General features: G+C 60.4%; 15 protein-coding genes and 2 pseudogenes. 12 read left to right on the forward strand and 5 right to left on the reverse strand.

Annotated features, from left to right (window positions below; all coding sequences use genetic code 11):
- The 4 genes and pseudogenes from AX760_RS22010 to AX760_RS22025 all read left to right on the forward strand — a co-directional run.
- Positions 1–587: pseudogene (locus tag AX760_RS22010) on the forward strand (DUF2793 domain-containing protein); the annotation flags it as partial.
- A 12-nt stretch (positions 588–599) separates the two neighbouring features.
- Positions 600–908: a hypothetical protein gene (locus AX760_RS22015; RefSeq protein ID WP_019956304.1), complete on the forward strand. Its 309-nt coding sequence runs from the start codon at positions 600–602 to the stop codon at positions 906–908.
- Between the two features lie 75 nt (positions 909–983).
- The gene (locus AX760_RS22020; protein ID WP_071835163.1) at positions 984–1,658 is read left to right on the forward strand and encodes a YcbK family protein; all 675 of its coding nucleotides are present in this window, start codon (positions 984–986) and stop codon (positions 1,656–1,658) included.
- A complete protein-coding gene (locus AX760_RS22025) occupies positions 1,655–1,909 on the forward strand; it encodes a hypothetical protein (protein WP_071835164.1) in 255 nt (84 codons plus the stop codon). The genes AX760_RS22020 and AX760_RS22025 overlap by 4 nt, the downstream gene beginning before the upstream one ends.
- Before the next feature lie 350 nt (positions 1,910–2,259).
- On the opposite strand, the gene AX760_RS22035 is transcribed toward AX760_RS22025, so the two are convergent.
- Genes AX760_RS22035 through AX760_RS22045 form a run of 3 tightly spaced genes read right to left on the reverse strand, consistent with a single transcriptional unit; the run spans position 2,260 to position 4,277 of the window.
- Positions 2,260–3,654 (reverse strand): exonuclease domain-containing protein, encoded by a 1,395-nt coding sequence (locus AX760_RS22035; RefSeq protein WP_071835166.1) that lies wholly within the window; start codon positions 3,652–3,654, stop codon positions 2,260–2,262.
- 39 nt (positions 3,655–3,693) lie between these two features.
- Positions 3,694–4,011 (reverse strand): type II toxin-antitoxin system RelE/ParE family toxin, encoded by a 318-nt coding sequence (locus tag AX760_RS22040; RefSeq protein ID WP_071835167.1) that lies wholly within the window; start codon positions 4,009–4,011, stop codon positions 3,694–3,696.
- Positions 4,008–4,277: a hypothetical protein gene (locus tag AX760_RS22045; RefSeq protein WP_210187386.1), complete on the reverse strand. Its 270-nt coding sequence runs from the start codon at positions 4,275–4,277 to the stop codon at positions 4,008–4,010. The genes AX760_RS22040 and AX760_RS22045 overlap by 4 nt, the downstream gene beginning before the upstream one ends.
- A gap of 555 nt (positions 4,278–4,832) precedes the next feature.
- Between AX760_RS22045 and AX760_RS22050 the strand changes: the two genes are divergently transcribed.
- Both AX760_RS22050 and AX760_RS22055 read left to right on the forward strand, forming a co-directional pair.
- Positions 4,833–7,679 (forward strand): DUF3427 domain-containing protein, encoded by a 2,847-nt coding sequence (locus tag AX760_RS22050; RefSeq protein WP_210187387.1) that lies wholly within the window; start codon positions 4,833–4,835, stop codon positions 7,677–7,679.
- A gap of 406 nt (positions 7,680–8,085) precedes the next feature.
- Positions 8,086–9,543: an alpha/beta hydrolase gene (locus AX760_RS22055; RefSeq protein WP_071835169.1), complete on the forward strand. Its 1,458-nt coding sequence runs from the start codon at positions 8,086–8,088 to the stop codon at positions 9,541–9,543.
- Between the two features lie 108 nt (positions 9,544–9,651).
- Here the strand turns inward: AX760_RS22055 and AX760_RS22060 are convergent.
- Positions 9,652–10,050, reverse strand: a pseudogene (locus AX760_RS22060) (IS110 family transposase); the annotation flags it as partial.
- A 415-nt stretch (positions 10,051–10,465) separates the two neighbouring features.
- On the opposite strand from AX760_RS22060, the gene AX760_RS22065 reads away from it, so the two are divergent.
- Positions 10,466–11,533, forward strand: a complete 1,068-nt coding sequence (locus tag AX760_RS22065; RefSeq protein WP_071835170.1) for a DUF262 domain-containing protein — start codon at positions 10,466–10,468, stop codon at positions 11,531–11,533.
- Positions 11,523–12,131 carry a hypothetical protein gene (locus tag AX760_RS22070; RefSeq protein ID WP_071835171.1) on the forward strand — a complete coding sequence of 203 codons (609 nt, stop codon included), beginning with the start codon at positions 11,523–11,525 and terminating at the stop codon, positions 12,129–12,131. Before AX760_RS22065 ends, AX760_RS22070 begins: the two co-directional genes overlap by 11 nt.
- Positions 12,132–12,428: 297 nt before the next feature.
- Here AX760_RS22070 and AX760_RS22075 read toward each other — a convergent pair whose 3' ends face one another.
- On the reverse strand, positions 12,429–13,694 hold the full coding sequence (locus AX760_RS22075) for a tyrosine-type recombinase/integrase (RefSeq protein ID WP_071835172.1): 1,266 nt from the start codon (positions 13,692–13,694) through the stop codon (positions 12,429–12,431).
- Positions 13,695–14,022: 328 nt separating this feature from the next.
- On the opposite strand from AX760_RS22075, the gene AX760_RS22080 reads away from it, so the two are divergent.
- Genes AX760_RS22080 through AX760_RS22095 form a run of 4 tightly spaced genes read left to right on the forward strand, consistent with a single transcriptional unit; the run spans position 14,023 to position 15,926 of the window.
- Positions 14,023–14,292 (forward strand): helix-turn-helix transcriptional regulator, encoded by a 270-nt coding sequence (locus tag AX760_RS22080; RefSeq protein ID WP_071835173.1) that lies wholly within the window; start codon positions 14,023–14,025, stop codon positions 14,290–14,292.
- Between the two features lie 10 nt (positions 14,293–14,302).
- Positions 14,303–14,497 (forward strand): hypothetical protein, encoded by a 195-nt coding sequence (locus AX760_RS22085; RefSeq protein WP_071835174.1) that lies wholly within the window; start codon positions 14,303–14,305, stop codon positions 14,495–14,497.
- Complete coding sequence (locus tag AX760_RS26875; RefSeq protein ID WP_071835175.1) at positions 14,494–15,438, forward strand: helix-turn-helix domain-containing protein; 945 nt, start codon at positions 14,494–14,496, stop codon at positions 15,436–15,438. Before AX760_RS22085 ends, AX760_RS26875 begins: the two co-directional genes overlap by 4 nt.
- Positions 15,439–15,455: 17 nt before the next feature.
- Entirely contained in the window at positions 15,456–15,926 is a 471-nt protein-coding gene (locus AX760_RS22095; RefSeq protein ID WP_071835176.1) for a DUF6362 family protein, read from the forward strand.
- The last annotated feature ends 118 nt before the right edge of the window (positions 15,927–16,044 follow it).

Here is a 16,044-nt window from a genome sequence, read left to right on the forward strand (position 1 = left end):
CCGCCACCAACCTTTCCACCAGCATGCGGCGCTGGCGGGTCACCAGTGCCGCAACAGCCGACGCGGTGGCCGAAGAACGATCTGCAGGCTGGGTCTGCTGGCGCGGCAATGCCGATGGTTTGGGCGGCTGGAACTACGTCAACCGTCTGTCTCTAACGACCCTGCAGGCCAATGGCATGGGCTTCTTCGGGCTTTACGGCTCGACTGCTGCGCTGGCCACCACGCTGACATTGGCGGTTGCGGTAAACTGCATCGGCATCGGCTTCCAGCGCGGCACCCATACCAACTGGCAGCTGGTGCACAACGATGGCACCGGCGCGCCGACGCTGACCGATCTCGGCGCAAGCTTCCCGATCAACAGCCTGACCAACGTATTGACGCTCTATATCGCCGCCGCGCCGAACGGATCTGACATAGGCGTCCGCGTCGTCGAAGAGGTCAGCGGTGCCGCCGTCGAATTCACCATCACCGCCGACATGCCCGCCGCTACCCAGCTTTTGAGCCCGCGCAACTACATGAACAACGGCGTAACGGCGGCGGCCGTCGCCTACGACTGCTCGGGTGTCTACGTCGAGACGGATTATTGAAGGAACATCATCATGACAGAACGAACCACACTGCTGCAGGAGGTTGGCGCAGCCTTGCGTGACCACGGCATCACCGCCGCCATCACTGCCCTGATCGGCGGCACGATTGCCCTGCTGGCCGCCGTCACACGCCGGGCCTTCACCAACGACGCCATGCTGGCACGGTTGGACCGCGAACTTATGGCCGAGCGTGACCGCGTGGATCGGCAGCGCGCCGAAGATCGCAAGGGCGACGCCGACCGGCTGGAGCGCATCGAGACCGACATCCGCGCCATGCGCGATCTGATGTTCGAGGCGTTCCAGCGCGGCCGCACCGACTGACCGACGACCAAACCCATCATCAAATCTTTCACCCGACCCGCCCCAGAGGCGGGTTTTGCATTTCTGGAGACCAACATGCCGACCACGACCTATGCCCATTTCCGCGACGTCCCCGAAAGCGCCTGGCGCTGGCCCAGCTTTTCCCCCGCCGAGATCGCCTGCCGCGGCACCGGCGCGATCAAGATCAACACCGAGGCGATGGACAAGCTGCAGTCCCTGCGCAATCGGCTGGGTAAGCCCCTGATCGTGCGCTCCGGCTATCGCAGCCCCAGCCACAACCGCGCGGTTGGGGGCGCGCCAGCCTCCAAACACATGCTGGGCACTGCGTTTGATATTGCCATATCAAACCATCATCCGGTGGCGTTTGCTAAAGCCGCCCGCGCCGTGGGTTTTCTGGGCTTTGGCACTTACCCCCGCTCTGGCTTCATGCACATCGATCTTGGTCCCGCCCGGTCTTGGGGCGAACCGTTCCCCGCCCAAGCCACGCCATTCGTGCCGGAGCTAACTCCTGCCCGCGAAGTGCTGGCCGACAGTCGCACCCTGAAAGGCGGTGGGGCCGCAGGCATTGCCACTGTTGGCGCTGCCGGTGTCGAAGTGGCACAGGAGCTCTTGGCCGAAACCCAGTCCGCCATACTGCCCCTGGTGCCCTTCCTCGATACCCTGCGCTGGGTGTTCATCGCCGTCGCGCTGATCGGCGTCGCCGTCGCCATCCACGCCCGGATCGACGACTGGAGACGGGGGCAGCGATGACGGGCTGGATCACGACAATCCTCGCAAGCGGCCCTGCGCGCAAAGCGTTGGGCCTCATGCTGGCAGTTCTCACCATCGCTTTGTTCCTGTTGAACATCCGCCGTGCCGGTGAACGAGCCGGGCGGTTGGCCGAGCGCCTTTCATCATCGGAGAAAACCCATGAAATCCAACGCCAGATGCTGGGCGCCGCCAGCCGTCGTCCTCCTGATCGCGATGCTCTTGCTGAGCGGCTGCGCGACGGCCAATTCTGACGCGAAGGCTATTTGTCCGCCCGTTGTGCAATACACCACCGCCGATCAGACGCGAGCCGCAGAAGAGGTCGAGGCTTTGCCGGAAGGGGCGATGGTGGTGCGGATGCTCAGCGATTATGCCGTCCTGCGGGATCAGGCGCGCACATGCAGATGAAAACGGGCCGGGCAACTGCCCTGCGGGAAACGCCGCACGCCTCGACCGGAGCGCCATGCCCCGCCCGTTTCACAGGATTACGATTTCAAAGAGCGGCAGGGAGTCGCTGCATCAAGATACTCGTATGCATAGACCCCGTCTGTCGCGAGTCCAAAAGGGCACAATTGTGCACCTCGGGCAGAAACTGAAGAGGCCTTCATTCCTGTCGTAAGGCTGGTTGTGCGGGCCCAATCTGCTGGATGAAACCCGCGATGTCATCAAGCGCAGACTGATCCGCCCCCGGCACCGCCCGCAGCTCGGCGATGGCACGCGTTGCGGAGGCGATGGTCGTCCACTCGATCTCGGGAGTGTCCAGGGCGTTCCACCGTTCGTGAAGGAAGGTTTTAAACTGCGAGGCTTCTTCGGCTGTCAGGGCGCTTGGCGCGTGGAAAGCGATCAACCTGCGGCCGAGCTGACGCAGGCGGGCATCGGTTAGCAGATCGACGATCTCGTTGCGTCGATGCCAGTTTGACTGCTGGAACTCGGCCAGAAGATCGCTATCACCCTTTCCATAGAACCCGCCATAGATCTGCTTCTCGACAGGTGGCGGCGACGCATCCGGATCATCGACAAAGCGCGCGGCCATGGCCTGCCCGACCCTTGCGCGGAAGGCGGGGTTCGCGGCGATCAGGGCTGCTTTGCGTACATGGTCTGGATGTGGATTGGCAATTGGGAACAGCGACGGCACCTTGTTGGTCGCGATGCCGCGGATGATCTGGGGCGTCCCGTCGACAGCAACGAACAGCGTCGCGTCATCGGCCTGCATCAGAATCTCCGGATCGATTGCCTCCAGATCGAAGAAGGCCGCCTGCGTTGGGTTTCCAGCGGCTGTACCGCAGAAACATCCCACGTAGGACCGGGGCGGGCCGCCGCCAAAGCGCAGCACAAGTTCCACTGGTTGGAAGGTTTCCAGCGTGGCCATGACACTCTGTTTGTCTCGGTTATGCAGGATGGCCGACCAGAGCACAGGATCGCCGTTGGCAATGAGGCGGGCAATGTGGATCGTCGCCTCGACATCACCGAGGGCGTCATGGGCATTGTGGGCGTTGAAGCCATTTGCCGGGGCCAGACGATCCAGCTTGAAGGTGGTGCGGCCGGTATCATCAGTTGGCCAATTCAGCAGGCCCGGATTGCGACACCACACAGCATAGACGGCGGTCAGGATGTCGAGCCGGTTGTTGCCGTTGAACTGGGTCGCGTAAATGTTCGGCTGCAGGTTCTGGTAGAAGGTCTGCCGCAGAACCTCTTCATCGAACCGGATGGTGTTGAAGCCCACCCATGTCGCAGGCGCCCATCGTTCGATCAATTCCATGACTGTCTGGGTGAACTCGAACAAGGTCGGCAGTGCAGGATCAATCAGCTGCGCCGGTGTCACGCCAGTTACGACCAAGGCCTGTGGCGCTGGAATGATGTGCGGGGCAATCCGGCATCGCAGATTGACCCGCTCAATTTCAGCGAAGCTGTCGTCCGTCCGGATCGCTGCGAATTGCAGCGGCTGGTTATAAGCAGGCGATAGCCCCGTGGTCTCAAGATCGTAAAACACAAATCCCATCAAAGCATACTTTCGAATAAATAGAGGACCACTGCGCCGTCACCGGCTGCGCGCGCTGCTGCGCATGGCCCAATCGGCACCGCCATAGGTGACAGCGTAAATCAGAACTTCCCTTTGGTCATCATCAACCACAAACGCGATCACAGCTTTCCGGCCTGCCGGGATGGCACGCAAGCCAGGGGCGATCTCATCGCGGAGGCTTCCTTTGTGCGGCATGGCCTTCAACGTGGCGATGGCCGCCTCGATCTCGCCCAGCTTTCGGGCGGCCGCATCGGGCCCGGCATAGTCGAGGATCCAGCGCGCGATGGCATCAAGGTCACGTGCGACGAGAGGATGGAACCGGATGCGGTAATTCACGCGCCCCGCGCTGTCCCGATGGTGGCTTGCGCGGTGGCAAACGCATCGTCCTGGTCGATAAACGCCGAACGCGGTGTTTCCATCCGGGCGCGGATTTCCTGCGTGATGGCTGCGAGGGCCACATCGCGTTCCTGTTCGTCCTGCATCATCTGCTCCAGCGCGGCCGCGACTGCAGCGCTCTGGGTCGCGAATACGCCTTGCCCCACCTTTTCCGCGAGGAAGTGGTGATGGCGGTCGGTAAAGCTGAGGGTGGTTTTAACGGTCATCTGCGCCTCCATGGTATGACTGAGTCATATACCAGTTCCAGGCGATGGTTTCAACGGTGGCGGAAGGGCCGTTCTCGCATCGCTTTTGCGTGCGACTCGTCAAACGTTGACATGGCGTTGACACAAAATGCGCAAGCAAAAACCCGACTGTTTAGGTCGGGTTCTAAGCGATTAATATCGTTGATTAATTTGGTTGCGGGAGTTGGATTTGAACCAACGACCTTCAGGTTATGAGCCGAAGGACCTGCGATTCCAATAACTTAAGCATATCAGATGGTTACGAGATAACTGCTTGAACTGCCTACGTTTTCCAACCGCATCGCGCCGCAATAAACCGCAGCGGACGGGTCCAAACGGGGAACAAAGCAGTTAAACAGGTTGACCTATTGTTGACCCGCCGAGAATTGCGGTTCATCGGAAGGCCCCAAGTGACCACGTGCGACACTGATTTCCATAGCCAAATTCGGAGCCGAACTGGCGAACCCGAGCCTTCACACCTGGACAAGCCAGACGCGATCGCTACCCTGACCTTTCACTTTGGCCTGGATAAAATGATTGCCCGATATCTGCCCACTATGCGTCGATCCAGGCGATACCATCGCCGCACCGCGTCATGTCGGGGCATGGAATGATCTGACCGTCGCGGAGCAGTTTGGCGTACTTGCCCGCATGGGGGAAGCGCTGGCAACGGGCGCGCCGGGCTTTCTGGCCAGCGACGAGCACGGACATTTTCATCTCCGGGCACCTTCCCATTCCGATCAATCCAACCTGACCACAGGCGGCGGTGATCCGCTGTTCCCATTGCTGGCTCGCCGCATAGATGGCGCCGAACGCGTCGATCTGGCGGTTGCCTTCGCCATGGACTCCGGCGTGCGCCTGATCGAACCGTGGCTTCGCGACCTGCTGGCCCGGGGTGGTCAGCTGCGGCTGGTCGTCGGCGACTATATGGATGTCACTGAACCTGCAGCGTTGTGGCGCTTGTCTGATCTTGGGGGCGCCACCCTAAGGGTTTTTGAAACCGGCGCTGGAAGTTTCCACCCCAAAGCCTGGCTCTTTCGGGCGGCGGACAGATCGGGGGCGGCGATTGTCGGCAGTTCCAACCTATCGGCCACCGCGCTGACCTCCGGCGTTGAATGGAACCTGCATTCCGAAAGCGCCGCGGATCAGGTCGAGATCGCGTTTGAAGCCTTGCTCGCGCATCCGCAAACCAAGCCTTTGACGCCAGACTGGATTGCGCGCTACCTCGCCCGGCGCAAATCGGCGCCGCTGCCCGAGTTCGCCCAACGAGTCGTGGCAGATGAGGCACCTCAGTTGCCGCCCCAACCACATCACATTCAAAATGCAGCCCTCGGCGCTTTGCGACAGACACGTGCTGATGGGCATGAGGCCGGGCTGGTCGTGCTGGCGACTGGGCTTGGCAAGACATGGTTGGCGGCGTTTGACAGCCGCAGCTTTGCCCGGGTTCTTTTCGTAGCACACCGTGAAGAGATTCTGACGCAGGCTATGGCCTCGTTTCGTCGCATCCGCCCGGAAGCGCGATTCGGGCGTTACGATGGCACCGAAAAGGACGGCAGCGCCGATATCCTGTTCGCCTCGATCCAGACGCTGGGGCGCGAGGGCCATCTGCGTCGCTTTGCGCCAGATGCCTTCGATTACATCGTGGTGGATGAATTCCACCACGCCGCCGCCGCCAGCTATCGGGGCCTGCTGGAGCATTTCACCCCGCAGTTCCTGTTGGGCCTGACCGCCACGCCGGATCGCAGTGACGGCGCCGACCTGCTCGCGCTGTGCGGCGATAACCTTGTTTATCAGTGTGACCTGTTTGAGGGCATCGACGATCACCTGCTGTCGCCGTTCCGCTACCTCGGCGTGCCGGATGAAGTGGACTATGAGCAGATCCCATGGCGGTCGTCCCGCTTCGACCCAGATGCGCTGGAAGCGGCTCTTGCCACTGAGAGCCGGGCAGCCAATGCGCTGGAACAGTTCAATCGCCATCGAGAAGGACCAGCCATCGGCTTTTGCTGCTCGCTGCGCCACGCGAACTTCATGGCGCAGTATTTCAGTGCACTTGGCTTACGGGCCGTCGCTGTTCATTCCGGACCAGAGTCCGCGCCACGATCAACCTCACTTGAGCAGCTCGGCCGTGGCGAAATTGATATCCTCTTCGCGGTCGACATGTTCAACGAAGGCGTAGACGTTCCACAGATCGGCACGGTCATGATGCTGCGCCCCACCGAGAGTGCGATCATCTGGTTGCAACAGCTTGGCCGCGGTTTGCGCCGGATTGAAGGCAAGGTGCTGAGAGTCATTGACTACATCGGCAATCACCGCATTTTCCTGACCAAACTGCGCGCCCTCCTGACCGCCGGGCCCGGAGATCGATCGCTGGCCCTGAAGCTCGACCAGATCATAGACGGAACACTACCCCTCCCTGCCGGATGCTCAATTACCTATGATCTGAAGGTGATCGAGATCCTGCGCGACCTTCTGCGCCCCAATGCTGCCAGTGACGATCTTGAGGCGCAGTATCGCGACTTTCGTCTGCGCAATGGCACCCGACCAACGGCAGCGGAAATCGGGCGCATGGGCTTCGATCCGGCGCGCAACGGTCATGGCGGTTGGTTCGACTTCGTGCGCGACATGGGCGACCCGGTCGAGCCCAACGTGCTGACCGCACACGGCCCCCTGCTGCGCCAGATCGAGCGCGACGCAGCACTTACCGCCCCTGCCCTGTCGGCTGTGGTCGCAAGCCTTAACAGTCGGACCGCCGCCCCTGAAGGCTTGGACGCCTGGGCCCTATCGCCCTTCTTCCGGCGAGACGGTGACCGGCTTGCACTGACACGGTTAGATAGGACCGGTGCGTTGCCAGACATGGTCAAGGAGCTGGTAGACTGGCGGCTCGGAACGCTGCGCGCGCCCATACGAGCGGCTGCAGAGGGTGCTGCCAAGTTCCAAGACGCGCCAACCCTATGGCGCGAGTATATGCGCGAAGACATCCCGCCATTGTTTGGCGCGACATTCAATCCAGGCAACTGGAACACCGGCATTGTGAGACTCGACCGGGATCTGATCCTGCTCACCACGTTGCAAAAGGGCAATCTCAGCGTCGGCGGCCACTACGAGGACGCCTTCCTGTCACCGAGCCGTATGCAATGGCAAAGCCAGAACCAGACCACGCGCGACAGCCTTGTGGGGCGCATCCTCAGTGGTGGCGAGGCTGACTACCGGGTAAACTTGTTCGTCCGAAACGGAAAACTGCGGAACGGCAAAGCAGCCCCGTTCCTCTACTGCGGCAATCCCGGCTTCGAGGGCTGGGATGGCGAGAAACCCATCACAGTGACCTGGGAACTTGCCGAGGCGGTGCCCGATCATTTGCGCCGGAGTCTGGGGGTTCCTAATTGAATTTGGTATGATCAGAATTTTCGGTCCTTTGTTGCCGGACGGCCCCGCTTTGCGCTGCGTGGCAGAATTCCCCAAAGCCACCCCTCGACTAGTGCCGCAGCGAAACCTCGGCGATGATGGCAGCGACGCGGACGGATTTGTCGTTCGCAGTGAGTGAACTTTGAGCGCCGACTATCACCTGACCTTTTAGAGCTGATTAATGTCCGACTTGGACGACGCCCCGATCGAAAATCTCGAGCGGGACTGCTTCAGATACGACCCGATCGCGCTGCGCTGTTTCGCAAGCAGGCGTGCGGTTGTCTCCTTGCCGGACTTGCCTCCGGTGTCGGCCATGCTCTAGCTTGTAGAATGAGCGTTTGTCCGCAACACGATCTGCGGACCAGCAGAAATACTGCCGGAGTGTTAGATGTCCAGCACTGCCGCGGCTTTAGCCGATCTCCGTTTCGGCCTGAAATTCGCGGCGAAGCGCTACCTCGGATATGCCGAGCGGGTTGATAAAGCCGACAACGCGGCCCTGTACCGGCAGTTGAACGACGAGCGCCTCGAGGATGAAGCCAGACTCGACCAGGAAGCCAGGCAGAACGGCCTAGCACAGGAGGCTCCCACGATCGGCGAAAAGACGGCGGGGCCGCTGCTAGGCATGGGGGAAGGGGAGCCAACGTCCGACTCCTCCGTAGCCTATCGCGTTCAGCGCGCCGAAAACACGCTCGGTCGTATGGCCGCCCAGTTGCACTCGCTGCTGCAGGATGGACCTTTGCGAGATGTCATTGGGGACGTTCGCGCCCGCATCGATCGGCGCCGCGACGAGGTACGCGCTGCCAGGAAGCGTGCCCATCTCCTCGAGTGGAACCAGCTTCCCGATTCCGCCGCCAATGGGCTCCAGAAAATGTCGACCGATGGACATAACGTCACCGTCTGGTTCGGCACTAACCGCCGCCTGCACACTAGCGGTCAGTTTCTGGGTGAGCGCGCCGATCAGGTGACCTATGGCCGGTGCGCAGTCTTCGTGCCCGAAGACCGCACGGCCGGTTCGCTCGGCCGTGGCCTCTTTGGGAGGATCTTCAAAGGCGACGATCGGGTGAAGCTGACGGAGCGCACCCTCCTCGATAAGGCTCGTTTCTGGAAAGACCTCGCCAAAGAGGTGGCAAGCCTGAAGGTATCCGACCGGGACGGTCTAGTCTTCCTGCACGGCTACAACACGAAATTCGTAGATGCTGTCCGGCGAACGGCCCAACTCAAGGTCGACCTAGCGCATAGGGGACCCGCGGCCCTCTTTTCCTGGCCTTCGCTCGGCTATCCCGCCGGCTATGCAGGCGACGAAGCCGCAATCGAAGGTAGTGAGCAGGTCATCCGCGACTTCCTCGTGGATTTTTCCCAACGCTCGGGCGTGAGCGCCGTGCACATCCTCGCCCATTCCATGGGAAATCGGGGGCTGCTGCGCGCGATGGACGCGATCGCCAAGATCGCAGCCTCGGCTGCGCCGGTTCGTTTCGGTCAGATCATGCTGGCTGCACCGGACGTTGATGCGCAGCTATTCACGAATCTGGCAGCGGCCTACAGTCAGATATCCAAACGGTCGACACTCTACGTGACCACGAATGACAATGCGATCGGCCTTTCGCGCGAGCTTCATCGTTTTCACCGAGCCGGTCTCGCTCCTCCGGTTGCCGTCGTTCCTGGGATCGATACTATCGACGCCAGCCGGGTGAACCTTGGATTGATTGGCCACAGCTACGCCGCAGAGATGCGGGCCGTGCTCGCTGACATGCACCGGCTCATCCAGTCCGATACCGCACCGGACAAACGCTTCGGTCTGCGCAGGGCGCTCGGTGGCGCTGCGCCGTACTGGGAGTTCGTGCCCTAGCCGAATCGAACAAGATCGTTGCTGTCCGGCAGGACTCCCCTGATGCTCGTCTGTCCCAATAGTCGCCGGGAATTGCCTACCCGGCGGAAATGATCCGCCGAGCGCTGGCACCCGGTGCAGGGTCTGCAGGTCCAGCTGATCCTGATCCTTCTCGGACAGCGTTCGCAGGTTCGGACGGAGGGACGCTTCGGCTATGGCCTCAGCATCGTCGTAATCGTTCTTCTGTCCCTTGTTGAAGGGCTTCAAGTAAATTGCTGGGATGATCCGCGGCTCGAAACCCATGCCGCGCAGCGTCCGGCTGACAAAATGGGCGCTGAGACAAGCCTACATGCCGACGATGCAGCGGGGGAGAGTCTCAAAAGTGGCATTCAGTGCCAACCGCTTGATCTGCTTGCGCATGACCAACTGACCTGCCTGGTCGAACCCGACCAGATGAAACGTGTCCTCGCCGATGTCGATACCGACAACCGCGAGGTCTTTTAGGCTTCCTGTCTTCTTTGCACACATGGCTGCTTCTTCCTGATGAATCGGATGATCCCGGCTCAGGATAACCCGTAGGTGGGGGAAGCAGCCGACACATCCCATTACCGGTTGGTCGATCTTGACGGCGGCTGTCCTGCAACATCCGGCGAAGCGGCCGATCAGGTCTCGTGCAGAGATACCTTTGCCGTCACGGTGCGATGCTGCACAAATCGTCCGAAGGTTGAGCTTGCCCATTGGTCGTCCTATGTAGGCGACTGCCTCACACGACTGCTGCGACGCCGATCGTCGAAATGGACTCACCGAGAAGCGACCGTAGATCGGCGGCTAAGGCTCGATGGTCTGGACAATTTGACGCTATTGGGTGAATGTGCTGCAACCACAATCAGATCGGGGATCTCTATTTTATGCCTCGGTTCTCTCAATGCGCTTGAGGATGTAAATGAAAGCCTTCGATGTCCGTGCTTACTCGATCTCCGATTTCGCAGAGTGGTATGACGATGGTAAACTCGACTTGTCGCCCGATTTCCAGCGTCGATCGGTCTGGTCGTCGTCAGCGAAGGCTTTTCTGGCCGACACAATCATAAAAGGTAAGCCCTTTCCTAAAATCATCCTGATGCAGGAGTTTAAAAATGGCAAGACCATCAGAGTAGTTGTCGACGGTCAGCAGAGGTTACGGGCGATCTTTGATTTCATCAATGATGGAATCAAAATTTCCCGCGCTCACAATAAAGAACACGCGGGAAAAACATTCTCCCAACTTCCCGACGAAGTTCGTGATGACTTCCTTCAATATGAAGTCGGATGCGATGTTCTTAACTCCGCACCCTTGAATGACCTCCTTGACATTTTCGCGCGCATCAACCGCTACACGGTCAAACTGAATGCACAGGAGATGAGAAACGCGACATATAGCGGCTTCTTCAAGTCTGGAGCATATGAACTCGGATATAAATACCTCGACTACTGGCTGGGCGCCAAGATTTTGAGCAAGCCTTCAGTTAGTCGTATGTCGGAGGCTGAACTCGCTTCGGATATTTTGGGCTGCTTCTTGGTCCAAATGCAGTCGTCAAAGGCCGTCGAGAGCACCTACAAAAAGTTTGAAGACGAAGAAGGCGATCTGCCACTCGCCGTCGTGCGCTTTGAAAAGGCCGTCGAAACTTGCGCTGCCATATACAGCGAAGACGAGTTGATACCCACGGCATGGTCTAGCAAGCATATGTATTTCACATTGGTTACGACGATAGGTCACATTCAAGAGTCTATACTCGGACTCCCCGAGACGCATCTGGATGCGGGCGTACTGGAGCAGAAGGAAAAAATAAAGTCCGTACTGAATGGCATTAGTGCTGATTACCATTCCTACAGCCCGCAACCAAATCGCGCTGCCGCGCCGGAGCATCTCAAAGATTTTATTCGAGCGTCTACACTTGCGACGACAGACACCCAAGCCCGCATTGCAAGGGCAAAACATGTGCTATCGGTCCTAGAGGCGCATTTTGACGCTTGAGGCTGAACTGGATCGGTTTGATAGCGAGTTTGCTCTACTCGGGGCATTCATAGAGGATCTTGCACGCGTGGATTTGGGAGCGGCTACGCAAGAACAACTGTTTCTCTCTGAGGCGGTAATCTTCAAGTCTTATCGACTGTATGAACGGCTTTCGCGTCATACTTTCCTCTATTACTGTGTGGAGGCCGCCACCTTGTCGGGCGCAGCGGTCAACTCCAAGCTTAAATGTGCCGACAGCGCAACAGCCGAGTCCATATTGAAGGCGGGGAACAAGTTTCTTGACTGGGGCAACGTTGACAGCACGAGAAAGTTAGCCAATCTCGTGTTTGATGAAGGGTTCCCTGTGGTGGAACTTCTTTCTCCGGTTGCCTCAACGCTGACTGACTTGCAACGCTTTCGCAATTTCGTTGCCCACGATAGTGAAGAGGCTGCAAGTGCCTTCAGGAAATCTCGGACACAATATGTCCGCACCGGGACAGACGTGCCGGAAACGGTCGGGGAACTGGCGCTCTATCGCCGTACAGCCCGCCATGACCCCGTTCTAAAAATTCTTCATCAGAAAACGAGTAGCCTGAGTGTGATTCTTCGCGCCTTGTGAGTCCATCAAACCTCGTGCCATCCCCCCTGCATGAGCGGGGGCGGAAGCGCCAAGACTACAGCGGCATCTCAATCTGCTTTCCTTGCCAATTCAGGGAGGGAAGAACCGCAGATGGATGGATCTTCCTAGGCTGGTAAGTTGCCGCTGAGTGACGTGGGCAGGAGGATTTTGGAGGAAAAACGCGAATTGCCGCTTTCGCCGGTTGCCGCGGATGCAGAGCTGCAAATTCACAGTCCGCTCTCCGCCCCTTGCGACCTTCTGCACCCCAATTACGAATGACTTCCGAAGTCTTGCCGCTCACGCCCCCACCACCTTCAGCCTTGGCTTCAGCATTTCCCCGACTGCGTTCACCCCAGCGCGCAGCGGGGAGTCGACCAGGTGGGCGTAGCGCTGGGTGGTGCCGATCTGCGTGTGGCCGAGCAGCCGCCCGATCATTTCCAACGAGGCGCCCCCAGAGACCAGCAGGGAGGCGAAGGTGTGGCGCAGATCGTGGATGCGGACGTCCGGGATTTCGGCCTGCACCCGCATCCGTTCCCAGAACCGCTTGAGGTCAACCACGGGCTGGCCCGGCACATCGCCAGGGAAGAGGAACGGGCAGCCCTTCGGCACGGCATCCCCGCGCAGCCGGATCAGGGCGACGGCCTCGTGCGAGATCGGCACCCGGTGGACGCGGCGCTGTTTGGTGTAAGCGGCCTGCTTGGTCCAGATTGCCAGGTCGAGGTTAAATTGGTGGAAGGTCGCTGTGCGGGCCTCCCCGCAGCGGGCGCCGGTCAGCATGCACAGGCGGATGATCCCGGCGGCGCGCTGATCTGGATCGGCGCAAAGGGCGGCGGCGAGGCGCTGGATTTCCTCGAAGGAGAGGAACCGCTCGCGGGCGGTTTCTGGGCGCTTGCGGAAGCTGGTGGCGGGATTGTCGGTGCGCATTTTCCATGTGACGGCGAGGCTGAACATCTTGCGCAGCACCTCGCCGACACGGTTGGCCCGCACGGGCGTCGGCTTGAAGGTCTTCGGCGGCGGCTTTGGTTTGGACTGCTTTGATCTGATGGCGCGAGGCACCTTGATTTTCTGGACGGCTTTCTGCCAAACCCGCGGCCGTCCTGCAGCAACCTTGGTCAGAAACCGGTCGACATCGGTTGGCGTGATGTCGGTCACTTTGCGTGATCGCCAGTCGGGCAAGACCAGCGTTCTGAGCATGCTGGCCTGATCCTTGCTGCTGGAGGCGGACAGTTTCGGCAGATGTTCGTCGATGTACCGGTCGACCAGTTCATCAACCGTGGGCGCGTGCCGGGCATTGGTCCGCACATCCATCGGATCTTCACCGCGATCGACATCGCGCTTCAGGCGCTTGGCCTCCTCCCGGGCAGCCACAACCGACCAGGCGGGCCATGTTCCGATCGTCATGCGGCGCTGCCGCCCGGCCACGCAGTAGATCAGGACGAACCCCTTGCGGCCCGAGAGGAACACGCAAAGGCCGAAGCCCGCGCAGTCCTCGTCAAACACCACGTATTTACGCGTGCCGATTTCGGCAGCCTTTACAACACGTTCGGTCAGATGCGTTCCCATGTGGGCCCTCCAGTTCAGACCGACTGAGGATCGAGAATCAGCCAAGAGCAACCTGCTCTACGCAAGCTTCCGGCAAAGAGGCGCAAACCGGTCATTCATCCGCCCTTTTGACCACAGGTTTTGCGGTGTTCGCGCGGTGTTTGCGGTTTCGGACATGAACACCTCTGGCACCGCACCGCAGGAGGCCGCATTCGACCGCAAAAGACCCGGATCAACCGCACGTTTGTTTCCGCCGGTTTCCGCCTCTTCGCCGGTCCCTTGCCCGTGCTTCTCTGCCCTGACCGATTTCAGCGCTCCGATCGTGGGGCGCCGGTCATGGAGCGAAGATATGAAAAAGATCGACTTAAGCGCCTGCGAGGATGCCACGCCTGAGGTGGACACCGGCTTGCTGACCGGCTGGCTGAACCGAACCGACCTTGCGCGCGAACTGACCCTGTCGGTCGACACACTGCAGCGCTGGGAGACCCGCCGCATGGGCCCGCCCTGCGTCCGAGTGGGGCGCAAGGTGCTCTATCGGATGGAGGCTGTCAGGGACTGGCTGCGTGAGCAAGAGGCCCGCAAGCAGGGCACCAGCCGCGCTGTAGCAGCGCGGCGTTGAGGGAGCGATCATGGCACAGATCATCCCTATCGGCACCATCCCAGTCACAGCGCTGATCGCAGAGGCCCCGCGCGAATTGGACATGCGCAGGCAGGTCTATTGGGCAAGCGTCCGGGCGGGTCAGATGCGCCTGGCGGATGCCGATGCGGGCATCGCCCTGATGGCGTCTATTGCATGGCGCCCAACTATGACGGCCGCGCTATGAGCAAGCTGGCCACCGATTGGGCGATCCTGCAGCGCGGGCTGCATCCCGCAGCCAAGCTTGTGCTTTGGCATCTGAGCAACCGGCACACCCCCGGGTCCGGCTGCTTTCCGTCGCAAGACCAACTGACCGCCGATGCCGAAATCTCGCGTGCCTCGCTGAACATCCAGTTGCGCAGGTTGGAAGAGGCGGGTCTGATCCGCAGGCTTCGGCGGCCGGGGCGCGGCCCGACACCGTGGAAATCGACCCGCTACATTCTCGGTTTCGAAGCCGACTTTCCCCAAAAGCCATCTCCGGATTCCGGACGAAAAAGCGGGCAAAAGCCATCTCCGGATTTGGCGCAAACTCCCGGAAAGCCATGTCCAGATTTGCAACAAAAGCACGCAAAGCCATGTCCAGATTTGGAACAAAGCCATCTCCGGATTCTGGACACTAACTTAGTAAGAAAGAAAGAAACTACTACCGCGCGTAGCACGCACGCGGGCACGCATGACACGCACGCGAGGGAAGCCCCCGAAATGGCCTGTCTCGCAGCCTGTGGCGAGGGGCTATGCGTTGAAGCCCGTGCCGTGATCCAGGCGACCGCGCCGGTGATCGATGGCTGGATGGCAGCAGGCTACGATCTCGACGCCGACATTCTGCCGGTGCTGCAGGCACGGACGTTGCGCAAGCGCGACGATCCAATCCGGACATGGGCGTATTTCACTCCCGCCGTTGCCAAGCGCCACGCACAGCGGGTCGCGCTGACGGCGAAACCGAAAAGTGCTGGGGAAACGCAGACCGCGCCCACGCTCAGCGCCCAAGAAATTCTGCTGCAAACGGCCCAATGGCTCAACTCCGGTCGCTTCGTACCGCCCAGCGCCGTGAACAACACCACGCGGGACGCCCTGCTGCGGGCCGGGTTGGTGACCAAGGAAACGCTTCGCTCCCACCAGATTTATTGACCCGATTGGAAACCCTGATGCCCATCACACCCCGCGAAATCGAAGATCAGTTCGAGGATGCAGCCCTCACTCTGCGCCGCCTGCCCAACCCGCCCGGCTCGGGCGCTAAGGGCTACGGCCAGTCTTGGCCTGAATACGTCCACGATGCCAAGCAGGCTTATGGCTACGACGAGGTCAGGATGCGGCTCGTGCCCAGCGCCCGAGATATCCAGCGGATGGAGGACTGCATTGGCTGGCTGGCTTGGCTCGACACCGAGGATGCGCGGATCGTCTGGCTGCGGGCGGAGGGTGTCCGGTGGCGGCAGGTTTGCATCCGTGCCGGGGTGGTGCGATCGACCGCGTGGCGGCGCTGGGCGGCGTCCCTCCTGACAATCGACAAGCATCTGAATACAGTGGAGAAATCAGGGCGCAGGGCGGGCGCGCCGAAAAGGGCGGCGGATAAGAACGTGGTCAAACCGGACGAAAGCGGGTCGGGCACGTTGTTATGACGGGAAAACACGTCGAACTTCGGGCGCGACAGATGCAACACTTTCAGGGCATAAATTCCCTATGCTCGGAAGACTTGTGCGGATCGGTTGAACCGCTCTGGATCGCCCCCCGCGCCCC

The sequence above is a fragment of the Pararhizobium antarcticum genome (genome assembly GCF_001885585.1).
In the GTDB taxonomy this organism is placed as follows: Bacteria; Pseudomonadota; Alphaproteobacteria; order Rhizobiales; family Rhizobiaceae; genus Pararhizobium; species Pararhizobium antarcticum.

What these genes read in the sequence shown, in the direction of transcription:
- AX760_RS22035 (WP_071835166.1), bottom strand. Translation starts at nt 3,654, where the DNA reads ATGGGATTTGTGTTTTACGATCTTGAGACCACGGGGCTATCGCCTGCT.
- AX760_RS22055 (WP_071835169.1), top strand. Translation starts at nt 8,086, where the DNA reads ATGTCCAGCACTGCCGCGGCTTTAGCCGATCTCCGTTTCGGCCTGAAA.
- AX760_RS26875 (WP_071835175.1), top strand. Translation starts at nt 14,494, where the DNA reads ATGAGCAAGCTGGCCACCGATTGGGCGATCCTGCAGCGCGGGCTGCAT.
- AX760_RS22065 (WP_071835170.1), top strand. Translation starts at nt 10,466, where the DNA reads ATGAAAGCCTTCGATGTCCGTGCTTACTCGATCTCCGATTTCGCAGAG.
- AX760_RS22085 (WP_071835174.1), top strand. Translation starts at nt 14,303, where the DNA reads ATGGCACAGATCATCCCTATCGGCACCATCCCAGTCACAGCGCTGATC.
- AX760_RS22015 (WP_019956304.1), top strand. Translation starts at nt 600, where the DNA reads ATGACAGAACGAACCACACTGCTGCAGGAGGTTGGCGCAGCCTTGCGT.
- AX760_RS22095 (WP_071835176.1), top strand. Translation starts at nt 15,456, where the DNA reads ATGCCCATCACACCCCGCGAAATCGAAGATCAGTTCGAGGATGCAGCC.
- AX760_RS22020 (WP_071835163.1), top strand. Translation starts at nt 984, where the DNA reads ATGCCGACCACGACCTATGCCCATTTCCGCGACGTCCCCGAAAGCGCC.
- AX760_RS22045 (WP_210187386.1), bottom strand. Translation starts at nt 4,277, where the DNA reads ATGACCGTTAAAACCACCCTCAGCTTTACCGACCGCCATCACCACTTC.
- AX760_RS22025 (WP_071835164.1), top strand. Translation starts at nt 1,655, where the DNA reads ATGACGGGCTGGATCACGACAATCCTCGCAAGCGGCCCTGCGCGCAAA.
- AX760_RS22080 (WP_071835173.1), top strand. Translation starts at nt 14,023, where the DNA reads ATGAAAAAGATCGACTTAAGCGCCTGCGAGGATGCCACGCCTGAGGTG.
- AX760_RS22075 (WP_071835172.1), bottom strand. Translation starts at nt 13,694, where the DNA reads ATGGGAACGCATCTGACCGAACGTGTTGTAAAGGCTGCCGAAATCGGC.